12 protein-coding genes are annotated in these 12302 nt (G+C 35.4%); 9 read left to right on the top strand and 3 right to left on the bottom strand.

Annotation, left to right across the window (positions count from 1 at the left end; translation table 11 throughout):
• Positions 1 to 260: 260 nt before the first annotated feature.
• The 3 genes from KO509_RS10545 to KO509_RS10535 form a co-directional block, all read right to left on the bottom strand.
• Entirely contained in the window at positions 261 to 881 is a 621-nt protein-coding gene (locus KO509_RS10545; RefSeq protein ID WP_252727503.1) for a peptidylprolyl isomerase, read from the bottom strand.
• Positions 882 to 903: 22 nt separating this feature from the next.
• Positions 904 to 1479 (bottom strand): YajG family lipoprotein, encoded by a 576-nt coding sequence (locus KO509_RS10540; RefSeq protein WP_215973239.1) that lies wholly within the window; start codon positions 1477 to 1479, stop codon positions 904 to 906.
• Between the two features lie 88 nt (positions 1480 to 1567).
• On the bottom strand, positions 1568 to 2767 hold the full coding sequence (locus tag KO509_RS10535; protein WP_215973238.1) for a methyltransferase: 1200 nt from the start codon (positions 2765 to 2767) through the stop codon (positions 1568 to 1570).
• 259 nt (positions 2768 to 3026) lie between these two features.
• On the opposite strand from KO509_RS10535, the gene bolA reads away from it, so the two are divergent.
• The 9 genes from bolA (at position 3027) to nqrF (ending at position 12132) form a co-directional block, all read left to right on the top strand.
• A complete protein-coding gene (gene bolA, locus KO509_RS10530; RefSeq protein WP_215973237.1) occupies positions 3027 to 3341 on the top strand; it encodes a transcriptional regulator BolA in 315 nt (104 codons plus the stop codon).
• A 144-nt stretch (positions 3342 to 3485) separates the two neighbouring features.
• Positions 3486 to 4676 (top strand): enoyl-ACP reductase FabV, encoded by a 1191-nt coding sequence (gene fabV, locus KO509_RS10525; RefSeq protein ID WP_215973236.1) that lies wholly within the window; start codon positions 3486 to 3488, stop codon positions 4674 to 4676.
• Between the two features lie 115 nt (positions 4677 to 4791).
• Positions 4792 to 5850, top strand: coding sequence for a GGDEF domain-containing protein (locus tag KO509_RS10520; protein ID WP_215973235.1), 1059 nt, complete (start codon positions 4792 to 4794; stop codon positions 5848 to 5850).
• 438 nt (positions 5851 to 6288) lie between these two features.
• Positions 6289 to 7626, top strand: coding sequence for a Na(+)-translocating NADH-quinone reductase subunit A (locus KO509_RS10515; RefSeq protein ID WP_215973366.1), 1338 nt, complete (start codon positions 6289 to 6291; stop codon positions 7624 to 7626).
• Between the two features lie 2 nt (positions 7627 to 7628).
• The gene (locus KO509_RS10510; protein ID WP_215973234.1) at positions 7629 to 8831 is read left to right on the top strand and encodes an NADH:ubiquinone reductase (Na(+)-transporting) subunit B; all 1203 of its coding nucleotides are present in this window, start codon (positions 7629 to 7631) and stop codon (positions 8829 to 8831) included.
• Positions 8824 to 9594 (top strand): Na(+)-translocating NADH-quinone reductase subunit C, encoded by a 771-nt coding sequence (locus KO509_RS10505; protein WP_215973233.1) that lies wholly within the window; start codon positions 8824 to 8826, stop codon positions 9592 to 9594. The genes KO509_RS10510 and KO509_RS10505 overlap by 8 nt, the downstream gene beginning before the upstream one ends.
• A complete protein-coding gene (locus KO509_RS10500; protein ID WP_215973232.1) occupies positions 9594 to 10217 on the top strand; it encodes an NADH:ubiquinone reductase (Na(+)-transporting) subunit D in 624 nt (207 codons plus the stop codon). The genes KO509_RS10505 and KO509_RS10500 overlap by 1 nt, the downstream gene beginning before the upstream one ends.
• A gap of 4 nt (positions 10218 to 10221) precedes the next feature.
• Positions 10222 to 10845 (top strand): NADH:ubiquinone reductase (Na(+)-transporting) subunit E, encoded by a 624-nt coding sequence (gene nqrE, locus KO509_RS10495; protein ID WP_215973231.1) that lies wholly within the window; start codon positions 10222 to 10224, stop codon positions 10843 to 10845.
• A gap of 63 nt (positions 10846 to 10908) precedes the next feature.
• On the top strand, positions 10909 to 12132 hold the full coding sequence (gene nqrF, locus KO509_RS10490; RefSeq protein ID WP_215973230.1) for an NADH:ubiquinone reductase (Na(+)-transporting) subunit F: 1224 nt from the start codon (positions 10909 to 10911) through the stop codon (positions 12130 to 12132).
• Positions 12133 to 12302 lie beyond the last annotated feature (170 nt).

Here is a 12302-nt window from a genome sequence, read left to right as displayed (position 1 = left end):
CATCCTTGCTTCCCGAAAAATTTAATGGATGAAACTTATAAGTTGTCATGCTCGACAACGAAGGATTAAAAGAATTAAGTATATACATTTATTAATGTTAAAGGTTTTTTTGTCAAAAAAAACTAGCTATTATTTTTAATAAATATGTAACATTATATTAATTCATTATAGAACGAAGCAATTTTTTAGCTAGTTAACAAGAAAACATTCATACGTTAAAGCGACCTTATGACGCTATTACTTGAGTGTCTTTTAGGTCATTACTCCGCGGGTAACAGTGTTGCCTTAATTAACATTACAGGCTTTACTGGTACATTTTCCCAACCGACAGCTTCGTTATATTCAGTTTTTACCTTAGCTATCGCTTCCAGTACTTCTTCACCTTCCATAATCATACCAAAAACAGCATATCCCCAACGTCTACCGGGATCTAAGTTAGAGTTGTCATTAATATTAAAGAAGAATTGTCTGTTGGCTGTATGCGGTCTATTTTCTTTTGCCATAGCGATCGTGCCTACTTCATTTTTTAAACCATTACCTGATTCGTTAATAATGTCGCCGTTCGTTTTTTTAGGAACAAAGTCAACATCATAGCCACCACCTTGTACTATAAAGTCTTCGACAATACGATGAAAAATAGTATTGTTGTATTCACCGGTAACAACATAAGTTAAAAAATTATCAACAGTTATTGGTGCTTTAACACGATCTAGTTCAATAACAATTATTCCCATTGTAGTTTCTAATTTCACTTTTGGGTAAATATTGGTTGGATCAATGGCAAGGTTTTTAGAGAAGGTTACTGCACTAAATAAAGTCAAACTAAGTAGCAGTGCACGGGTAAATGTATGAGTAGTCATTAAGTTATAAAACATTCGCATTGTATGAATTCCTCTAAGGGAGTTATATTAAAAAATCATTGATTTTTTGATTTGCTATAATCTGCTGTAATAATTTGGCTAAACGTTCATTAAAATTACGTTCTAATACGGCAATATCAGCCTTGAATGGCCCATCACTATTACCACGGTTTTTAAAGGTACTCGTGAGTGTTTCCGAGCCATTATTCACGATCACTTTTAATATGATTTCTGTTTGTACTTTATATTCGAAGGTTGCTTGTTCAACATTGATAATCGCTTTATCAATACTGATATTAATGTTGTTAATAGCATTATTGTTCAGTGTTAAATGTTGCTTTTTCCAATGTTCGGTTAAAGTATCTTGAATCGTATTTTCAAGCCTTTCTTGAGCTGAAACGAGTATAGCTGCTTTACCCTCTCGCATAATTTGCACGATATGATTTGACGTGCGCATGTCGACAACATCAAGCTGAGCTTTTTTATTGCTTTGCACAGTATTCGATACGTTCATTATTTCAGGGGCAATAATTATGTGGCTAGGAACATTGGCACATCCATATAACCCTAATAAAAGTAGACATGCCGTAACTTGATGGATAACAGTATTAAATTTCATGAGAGGTCGTCGCTTTTCTTGTTAATCAATTTTTTGCAATGAGTCATTATTTTCAACATCAGTATATAGACTAGAGTATCATATCGGACTATCGCTTTATTGCCGATTGTGTAACAAATTTATCATTACTGGCAATTAGCTTTTCATTACCAAAAATCCGTTTTAGTTTTATATGATATGCCAATTGCCTATTACCAATAATGCGTAACTCTCCTCCTTTTTTCAATACTCTATGGCTATCTTTGAACATTTGCCATGCAATATGGTCTGTCGTCGCGGCTTGCTGATGAAAAGGTGGATTACATAAAATTAAGTCAACACTATTACTTTCAACATTGCTTAAACAGTCATTGAGCTGAAACTGACAATGCGTGATTAAATTAGGTAAGTTATTACTAATATTTTCTCTGGCAGATGTTATTGCCATATGAGATTCATCAAAAAACTGTATTTTTGCGCTAGGTTGTTGAGCTAATATGCTTAAACCGATAACGCCATTACCGCAACCTAAGTCTATTACTTCACTATTTTCTGCTACACAGGGTAAGTTCTCAATAAAATATCGAGCCCCTATATCGAGTTTTTCTCGTGAATACACATTGGCATGATTACTAATAGTAAAATCACAATTTAGCGCTTTATTCGGGAGTGGCCATATCGTTGGAAAAGGTGATTTATGCTTTTGTTTTTGATCAAATTGACAAAACACTAAACGGGCTTTTTTTACCGCAAGCGAGGTTGTTGTTGTACCTAAATATTTTTCAAATAATTTCAGTGTCGAACTATGAATATCTTTTGCACGATCAGCTGCAATAAAGATAGGTTTTTGTCCTGTTACATTTTGATCAACACTATCCTTAATCATGATTAATTGTTCTATTAACAACGATTTACTTTTAGGTATTTTAAATAGAATAACCTCAATATCTTGAGGAAGAGTGTCTAAACAATTCAGTTGCGTGATATTGTTATTACTCAATGAATTTTGCTCAATATTACAAGCAATTCCTTGGCTGCTAATATAGGAGTCATTAACACAATAGACATCTGGGTTATTTGGTTGAGTGATACTCGTCGTTTTGGGAAGGCAAAAGTGTGTCGTTAATGCACCAAAAGCATCATTAAAAATGACTATGCGAGATTTTTCAGAGAACAGTTGTTCAGTATTAATATAATTGAGTAAATATTCATCAGCAGCATCCCATGCTTGTAAACTGCGATTTACTTGGGCTAATGGAAAACGAACCAGTGTTAATTGTTTATCATGAAGAAAAAAAGGGCTAAGCATTTTAAAAGTAATGTTGGAGAGAAATTAATATGAGTTATTGTGACATATCCGCAAGCGACTTCAAAATATACTTGTTTAAATGTTGCTTCATCCCCATAAAAGTAACTAAAATAAAAAAAGATTTAATAAAAAATTAAATAGATTAATAATACCAAACTAAATTTACTGTTAAATTTTTACTTTTGTCTCCTTGTTTATGGCATATAGAATTTAATCGACTAAAATTATTAGTACACCTTTCATTTTCTCGAGAATAATAATGTTTATAGCTACCGTCATTGAAGAAAAAATTCTCTCTGCTTTTTCCCCGTTACACTTAGATGTAATTAACGAAAGCAATAATCACAATGTACCGCCAGGAAGTGAGTCACACTTTAAAGTGACAATCGTTTCTAATAAGTTTGAGGGAGAACGCTTAATTAAGCGTCATCGCGCAATTAACTCTTTATTAGCTGAAGAGCTAGCAGGAAAAATACACGCACTTGCACTACATACATATACAGAAAAAGAGTGGCATGATTATTATGCTGACAATACGCCGTTGTCACCGAACTGTTTAGGTGGAGGTAAGTAATTTAACCACTTATTACTTCTTTTTTTAACTGCTCGTACCTCTTTGAGTTATTAGCAAGGTACAATAGCGGAAAATTCTCATACTATCGTGGTGTAATATGAGAATAAATTTATTCTTTATAAAAGTAATTTAAAAGGTTTTCTTATGGTTATCAAACCAAAAATTCGTGGTTTTATTTGTACTAATGCTCACCCAGTAGGCTGTGAAGCACATGTTAACGAACAAATTTCTTATGTTAAAAATCAATCATTTAGTGATAACGGTCCTAAAAACGTTTTAGTTATTGGTGCATCTACTGGCTATGGTTTGGCTTCTCGTATCACTGCAACATTTGGTCATAATGCTAGTACATTAGGTATATTCTTTGAAAAGCCACCAACAGAAAAGAAAACAGGCTCAGCAGGTTGGTATAATACTGCCGCTTTTCAAAAAGCAGCAGACGACGCAGGAATTTATTCTAAAAATATTAATGGTGATGCTTTTTCTCACGAAATTAAAGCGCAAGCAATTGAAACAATTAAAGCTGATTTAGGTAAAATCGATTTAGTTATATACTCATTAGCATCTCCACGTAGAACTGATCCTGATACGGGTGAAGTATACTCTTCTACTTTAAAACCAATTGGTGAAAGTGTTACCACCCGAAACTTAAATACTTCTAAACGCATTATTGATTCAGTTTCAGTAGAAGCAGCAAATGAAGAAGAAATTCAAGGTACTATCGATGTTATGGGTGGCGCTGATTGGGAGCTTTGGTTAAAGGCATTAAAAGAAGCTGATGTGTTAGCACAAGGTGTTAAAACTGTTGCCTATACTTATATTGGTAAAGAGTTAACATGGCCAATATACGGTAAAGCGACTATTGGTAAAGCAAAAGAAGATTTAGATCGCGCGGCTACAGCTATTAATGCTGCAACGGCGAGTCTTGATGGTCAAGCGCGTGTTACATCACTTAATGCAGTAGTAACGCAAGCAAGCTCAGCCATCCCAATTATGCCTTTATATATTTCAGCTATGTTTAAAGTAATGAAAGCTGATGGTACCTATGAAGGTTGTATTGAACAAATAGCTAATTTGTTTAAAGAGAATATTTATAGTAATAGTCCTCGTCTTGATGAAGAGGGACGTTTTCGTCAAAACTACAAAGAGCTAGAAGATAGCGTTCAACAACGTATAACTGACATTTGGAATACTGTAGAAACAGAGACTATTGATGATTTAACAGATTATGTTGGCTATCATCACGAATTTTTAAAATTATTCGGTTTTGATGTGGATGGGGTTGATTATGACGCAGATATCAGTCCGGAAGTCGGCATTAATAATCTGAGTTAATATCTTTTGAAATAGTGAATATTTAAAACCGATGCATGTCATCGGTTTTTTCTTTTTGAAGGACTTAATATACTCAACTATAATGAAGATAACTTAAAACTTTTTAGCTAATGATATGTCTACTTCTTTGTTTTCACATTTTTTTGAACGTAATGATAGTAATTATGTCGATTACAATAGACGTCTGTATTCTTTTTTAGGTTTTAGTTGTTTTGGCTGTATAGCACTATCATTCTTTAGCTATATTAATTATATCAATAACGATAAAGTCATTTTCTTAACTGTCTTTGTTACCCTTCTTATTTTTCTTGCTAATTTAGCGTTATTTTACTTATATAAATGCTTAGATTTAAGTTGTAATGTCATTAGTTTAAGTATTGTTATTTTTTGTATAGTATTAGTTTATCAAGGAGGAATTGATAACACTGCGCTTTATTGGACCTTCCCATTTCCGCTAGTACTTTTTGCTATGCTTGGTTATCTTTATGGGTCTATTACTAACGGATTTGTATTTGTATCCTTGTTACTTATGCTTAATAATCAGGAAATATTAATCGCGCATTATTCTGACTCAGAAGTTATTCGTTTCCTTTCTTCTTTTTTTGTCGTCAACATTCTTAGTTTTATTAACGAATATTTTCGCGAGCACAGTCATTCAGCGATGACAAATATTAATATATCTAAAGAGCAGCAAGCGAATACTGACATACTTACTAATTTACCTAATCGCCGTTTTATTGATGCCGTTTTTTTCCCTGCTAGCAAAGCGAAAGTGCCAAACAGGTTTCCTATGGTACTAATTATGGCTGATGTTGATAACTTTAAAAGCTTTAACGATCATTATGGTCATCACACCGGTGATCGTATTTTACAAAAATTAGCGCGTACAATGGAAAAGTCGATTCGTGATGAAGATATTGTTTCTCGAGTTGGGGGAGAGGAGTTTTTAATTATTTTTTCAAATACGGACTATGATACCGGCATGAAAATAGCTGAAAAAATCCGTTGTGCGGTCAGTGAAATGAAGCTAAAAGATGAAAACCAAGAGTTGAAAATAACAATGAGCCTTGGGGTAACGATTGCTCATACATATAGCGAAATTGAAAGTAAGTTAAAAGAAGCAGATGAAAAGCTCTACCAAGCAAAAAATAGTGGGCGTAATTGTATTTTTTAAAATTTAGTTAACTGACTATTTTTATGTGCCAATAGTATTAAATTAACGACTTAACGTATTTTATTGTAATCTTCATTATTAGAGAATATCCTAAAAAACTAATTGATCTGTATCATAAAACCAGCCTTTTTTATTCAATAAATGCTCAAGTAGAAGCTTTTGTTCTTTTTTTAGTCCAAAAGATACCACTATAGTCTAAATTGTAGTGAAAATTTGTTAATGGGCGTAGAATGAAAAGACTTTTTTGTGGTAATATTTGTGTCAGAAAAGTTTAACTTAGAGCCAGTGGGTCTTATTTTTTCATATGAAGGAATAAGTTCTTTACTGAAATACACTGAAATCAATTACTTATATGTCTTTTTTTGTTGGGTTATGCCAATTATTAAGGATAAATATGTCGTTGATTTTTTACTCCCATCAAAAGTAGTGCAAGTGTTTATGATTACAATAAAAAAAGGCTTAGATGTTCCTGTTAAGGGAGCTCCACAGCAGGTAATCCATGATGGTCCGTCCATCAAAACCGTTGCAACATTAGGTGAAGAGTTTGTGGGTATGCGTCCAACCATGTTTGTAAAAGTGGGTGATCGCGTTAAAAAAGGTCAAGTAATTTTTAGTGATAAAAAGAACCTTGGCGTTAAATTCACAGCTCAAGCTTCCGGTGTTGTTAAAGAAATTAACCGTGGTGAAAAACGTATTTTACAGTCAGTCGTTATCGATATTGATGGCTCTGATAAAGAAATATTTGCTAGTTACTCTGCCAATGAATTAGGTGCTATATCACGTGAGAAAGTGGTTGAAAACTTAGTTGAATCTGGTCTTTGGACTGCAATTAGAACTCGCCCATTCAGTAAGATTCCAGCAATTGATAGTACTCCTCAAGCTATCTTTGTTAGTGCGATGGATACAAATCCATTAGCTGCTAACCCTGAAGTAATTATTGCTGAGCAAGCAGAAGCTTTCCAACAAGGTTTAACGATTCTGTCTCGTTTAACTGAAGGTGAAGTTTTTGTGAATAAAGCACCAGGGGCTAATATTCCTGTTGATGCTAATGCGACTGTAACTGAATTTGCAGGTAAACATCCTGCTGGTTTAGTGGGTACGCATATTCATTTCTTAAAAGCTGTAAGTGCTGAAAGATTCGTTTGGCATGTCGGTTATCAAGATGTGATTGCTATTGCAAAATTATTTACTACAGGTGAACTTGATAACACCCGTGTTATTTCGATTGCCGGACCAGCAGCTAAAAATCCTCGTTTAATTCGCACTACTTTAGGTGCTAATACAGGTGAATTAACTGCCGGTGAAACTATTGATGGTGAAGTGCGTGTAGTCTCAGGTTCATTATTAATGGGCGCAACGGCAACAGCAGTACATAGCTATTTAGGTCGTTATCATGTGCAAGTGTCTTTGATTCTTGAAGGACGCGATAAAGAGTTTTTGGGATATATGTATCCAGGCCCAAATAAATTCTCAGTGACACGTGCTTATATGTCTCACTTCTTCCCGAAGAAGTTGTTCAACATGACAACAACCACTAACGGTAGTTCACGTGCAATGGTACCAATTGGTAATTTTGAACGTGTTATGCCATTAGATATTTTACCTACCTTGTTGCTACGTGATATTTGTTCAGGTGATACTGATAGTGCGCAACAACTAGGTGCCTTAGAGCTAGACGAAGAAGATTTAGCACTGTGTACATTTGTTTGCCCAGGCAAAACAGATTACGGTGTCATTCTTCGTGACTGTCTAACTACTATCGAGAAGGAAGGTTAGTCATGGGCTTGAAAAAGTTTATTGAAGATATAGAGCCGCATTTTGAAAAAGGCGGTAAACATGAAAAGTGGTTTGCATTATATGAAGCTGTTGCAACGGGTTTATTTACTCCTGGCTATGTAAGTAAGGGTAAAACTCACGTTCGTGATAGCATTGATTTAAAGCGTATTATGATCACAGTATGGCTTGCGGTTTTCCCAGCCATGTTTTTTGGTATGTATAACATAGGTTATCAGGCAGTTGATGCTTTGGCAGCTGGTTATTCTTTACCACAATCTTGGCAGGTTGATTTATTCAACTTTTTAGGTGGTTCATTAACAGCAAGCTCAGGCTTATTGGATATGACCTTCTATGGTGCCATGTTCTTCTTACCTATTTACGCCGTTACTTTTATTGTAGGTGGCTTCTGGGAAGTACTTTTCGCTGCAGTACGTAAGCATGAAGTGAATGAAGGTTTTTTCGTTTCTTCTATTCTTTTTGCACTAATTCTGCCGGCTAGTATTCCTTTATGGCAAGTAGCTATTGGTATTACCTTCGGTATCGTTATTGCAAAAGAAATTTTTGGTGGTACAGGTAAAAACTTCTTAAACCCTGCATTAGCGGGTCGTGCGTTTTTATTCTTTGCTTATCCTGCACAAATTTCAGGTGATGCTGTATGGGTTGCTGCTGACAGCTTCTCTGGCGCTACAATGTTAAGTGCTGCTAATCAAGGCCTTGTTGATTATTCAATTAATGCAGATTGGTGGAACGCTTTTTGGGGATTCATCCCTGGTTCTGTAGGTGAAGTATCAACTTTTGCTATCTTGCTTGGTGGTGCTTACATACTTTATAAAGGTATTGCTTCTTGGCGCATCGTTTTAGGTGTGTTCGGTGGTATGGTAATTACTTCATTAATATTCAATGCTGTTGGCAGTGATACTAATACAATGTTTGCTATGCCTTGGCATTGGCATTTAGTTATTGGTGGTTTTGCTTTTGGTATGATGTTTATGGCAACAGATCCTGTTTCAGCATCTTTTACCAATACAGGTAAATATTGGTTTGGTGCTTTAGTTGGTGTCATGGTTGTACTAGTTCGTGTAGTAAACCCTGCATTCCCAGAAGGTATGATGTTAGCTATTTTATTCGCTAATTTGTTCGCACCATTGTTTGATTACTTTGTGGTAAAAAGCAATGTTAAACGGAGGCTTGCACGTAATGTCTAGTAATAAAGAAACTCCATTAGGAACGATATTATTCGTTCTAGCGATCTGTTTAGTCTGTGCTGCTTTAGTATCTATTTCAGCAGTTGGCTTAAAAGATAAACAAGACGCAAACAAGTTACTTGATCAGCAAACTAAAGTTTTAGAAGCTGCAAAGTTAATCGAAAAAGCAAACGGCGATATTGTTGGTACATATAATAAATATGTTGATGCTAGAATGATTGACCTTGATTCAGGTGAGTTCATTGATAGTGACCCATTATTATTTGATGAGCGTCGTAATGCTCGTGATAAAGCTTTATCAATTAAACCGGAAAATGATATAGCAGGTATCAATCGTCGTTCTAATACAGCGGTTGTTTACTTAATCAAATCAGATTCAGGTTCTATTGATACTGTTGTATTACCTATCATAGGTTCTGGTTTATGGGACTTAATGTACGGTTACGTTGGCTTAGAGTCAGACTTAAATACAGTGAAAAGTGTTATTTACTCTGATCATAAGGAAACTCCAGGACTAGGTGCGGAAGTACTTAACCCTAAATGGAAAGCCTTATGGCCAGGTAAAAAAATATATAACGACGCTGGTGAAGTTAAAGTTAAGCTAGTTAAAGGCGGTGCTAAACCTAATGATATTCACGGTGTGGATGCGTTATCAGGTGCAACCTTAACAAGTAACGGTGTTACTCATACATTACAGTTTTGGTTTGGTAAAGAAGGTTATGCTCCTTTCATTACTAAATATCGTGCAGAAGGGGTTAAATAATGTCTTCAGATGCTAAAAAAGTATTAACGGGTCCTATTGTTGACAATAACCCAATAGCATTACAAGTATTAGGTATTTGTTCTGCTTTAGCGGTAACCAGTTCGATGGCAAATGCTTTGGTTATGAGTTTAGCTGTTATTTTTGTAACGGCATTCTCTAACTTATTCATTTCTAGTATTCGTAACTATATACCTTCAAGTGTGCGTATTATCGTACAAATGGCTATTATTGCATCTTTAGTAATTGTAGTTGACCAAGTGCTTAAAGCTTTTTCGTATCAGTTATCTAAAGAACTATCGGTTTTCGTTGGTTTGATTATTACTAACTGTATTGTAATGGGGCGTGCGGAAGCATTTGCCATGAAAGAAAAACCTGTTGTGAGCTTTATCGATGGTATCGGTAACGGTCTAGGTTACGGTTTAATATTAATGCTAGTTGCTTTTTTCCGTGAATTATTTGGTTTTGGTACTTTATTTGGTATTGAAATTCTACCATTGATTCAAAATGATGGCTGGTATCAGGCGAATGGTTTATTAGTATTACCATTTAGTTCATTCTTCGTTATTGGTTTAATCATTTGGGCTATTCGCCAATGGAAACCAGAACAAGTAGAGAAGGATTAATACCATGGAACATTATATTGCATTATTAGTTAAGTCTATTTTTATTGAAAACATCGCATTAATGTTTTTCTTAGGTATGTGTACTTTCCTGGCGGTATCGAAAAAAGTAGATACGGCAATTGGTTTAGGTGTTGCTGTTGTTGTAGTACTTGGTTTGGCTGTGCCAATGAACCAAATTATCTACCAAGCAGTATTAGCACCAGGTGCACTTGATGCTGTATTAGGCATTACCGATCCAAGTGAATCGATTGATTTAAGCTTCTTATCTTTTATTACCTTTATTGGTGTAATTGCTGCCTTAGTTCAAATCTTGGAAATGGTATTAGATAAATATTTTCCTTCTTTGTATCAAGCCCTTGGTATATTTTTACCACTTATAACCGTTAACTGTGCGATTTTTGGTGCGGTATCATTTATGGTATCTAAAAACTTAACGCTTGGTGAATCAGTTGTTTATGGTATTGGCTCTGGTGTTGGTTGGGCATTAGCGATTGTTTTACTCGCTGGTATCCGCGAGAAGATGAAATACTCTGATGTACCAGACGGCTTGAAAGGTTTAGGTATCACATTTATTACTGCTGGACTAATGGCTTTTGGCTTCTTGTCTTTCGGTGGTATTTCGTTATAAATTTGGTCGGTGTAACGCAGGTTTCTATGCGTTGCACCCTTAGATAACTTTAAGGAAAGGTCGATGGAAATTATTCTCGGCGTATCGATGTTCACAGCGATAGTTATTGCCTTAGTATTAGTAATTTTATTTGCTAAATCTAAGTTAGTATCAAGTGGTGACGTAACGATTAGCATAAACGGTGATCCATCTAAAGCAGTTGTTACTGCTGCAGGTGGTAAATTATTAGGCGCATTAGCTGATCAAGGTATTTTTATACCTTCAGCATGTGGCGGCGGCGGTACTTGTGGTCAATGTCGTGTTGAAGTGCATTCAGGTGGTGGTGATATTCTTCCTACGGAAGAAGGTCATATCAATAAGCGTGAAGCAAAATCAGGCTGTCGTTTAGCCTGTCAGGTTGCTGTTAAGCAAGACATGGAAATTGAAGTAGAAGATGAAATCTTTGGTGTTCAACAATGGGAATGTGAAGTTATCTCTAATGATAACAAAGCAACTTTCATTAAAGAGCTTAAGCTACAAATTCCTAATGGCGAATCAGTACCATTTAAAGCCGGTGGTTATATTCAAATTGAAGCACCAGCGCATCACGTTAAATACAGTGATTTTGATATTGATGAACAATATCGTGGTGATTGGAACCATTTTGGTTTCTTCGATGTAGAGTCTAAAGTAGATACAGACACATTACGTGCTTACTCAATGGCTAACTATCCAGAAGAGGAAGGCATTATTATGCTTAATGTGCGTATTGCTACGCCACCTCCTGGACGTTTGCATTTACCGGCAGGTAAAATGTCATCGTACATCTTTAGCTTGAAGCCAGGCGATAAAGTAACAATTTCAGGTCCGTTTGGTGAGTTCTTTGCGAAAGACACTGATAATGAAATGGTATTTATTGGTGGTGGTGCAGGTATGGCTCCAATGCGTTCTCATATCTTTGATCAACTTAAGCGTTTGAAGTCTAAACGTAAAATGAGTTTCTGGTATGGTGCTCGTTCACTTCGTGAAATGTTTTATGAAGATGATTATAACGGCTTAGCTGCTGATAATGATAACTTTGAATGGCATGTTGCATTAAGTGATCCTCAGCCTGAAGACAACTGGGATGGCTTAACCGGCTTTATTCATAATGTTCTTTTCGAAGAATATTTGAAGGACCATGAAGCTCCAGAAGATTGTGAGTACTACATGTGTGGTCCTCCTATGATGAATGCTGCGGTTATTCATATGTTAAAAGATCTTGGTGTTGAAGATGAAAACATCATGCTAGATGACTTCGGTGGCTAATTAAGCTGAATCTTTTGTTATTTCGTCCAATAGCTGTATCGAAGGTCTTCATTGAGTAATATTAATGCTGCGCCTTCTTTTTGCTCTAAACGAACTATCTGTAAAGTAAGGTTTAATTTGCTATAAATAATAAGGGCGACTTAGGTCGTCTTTATTATTTATATCAAGAT

It is taken from the genome of Colwellia sp. C2M11 (genome assembly GCF_018860915.1).
In the GTDB taxonomy this organism is placed as follows: domain Bacteria; phylum Pseudomonadota; class Gammaproteobacteria; order Enterobacterales; family Alteromonadaceae; genus Colwellia.
The sequence above is the reverse complement of the archived record's forward strand: the minus strand, read 5'-3'. Positions and strand labels throughout refer to the sequence as shown.

Bases quoted from the DNA above. Each gene is read 5' to 3' on its own strand.
- KO509_RS10545 (WP_252727503.1), bottom strand. From the start codon at position 881: ATGCGAATGTTTTATAACTTAATGACTACTCATACATTTACCCGTGCA.
- KO509_RS10540 (WP_215973239.1), bottom strand. From the start codon at position 1,479: ATGAAATTTAATACTGTTATCCATCAAGTTACGGCATGTCTACTTTTA.
- KO509_RS10535 (WP_215973238.1), bottom strand. From the start codon at position 2,767: ATGCTTAGCCCTTTTTTTCTTCATGATAAACAATTAACACTGGTTCGT.
- bolA (WP_215973237.1), top strand. From the start codon at position 3,027: ATGTTTATAGCTACCGTCATTGAAGAAAAAATTCTCTCTGCTTTTTCC.
- fabV (WP_215973236.1), top strand. From the start codon at position 3,486: ATGGTTATCAAACCAAAAATTCGTGGTTTTATTTGTACTAATGCTCAC.
- KO509_RS10520 (WP_215973235.1), top strand. From the start codon at position 4,792: ATGTCTACTTCTTTGTTTTCACATTTTTTTGAACGTAATGATAGTAAT.
- KO509_RS10515 (WP_215973366.1), top strand. From the start codon at position 6,289: ATGATTACAATAAAAAAAGGCTTAGATGTTCCTGTTAAGGGAGCTCCA.
- KO509_RS10510 (WP_215973234.1), top strand. From the start codon at position 7,629: ATGGGCTTGAAAAAGTTTATTGAAGATATAGAGCCGCATTTTGAAAAA.
- KO509_RS10505 (WP_215973233.1), top strand. From the start codon at position 8,824: ATGTCTAGTAATAAAGAAACTCCATTAGGAACGATATTATTCGTTCTA.
- KO509_RS10500 (WP_215973232.1), top strand. From the start codon at position 9,594: ATGTCTTCAGATGCTAAAAAAGTATTAACGGGTCCTATTGTTGACAAT.
- nqrE (WP_215973231.1), top strand. From the start codon at position 10,222: ATGGAACATTATATTGCATTATTAGTTAAGTCTATTTTTATTGAAAAC.
- nqrF (WP_215973230.1), top strand. From the start codon at position 10,909: ATGGAAATTATTCTCGGCGTATCGATGTTCACAGCGATAGTTATTGCC.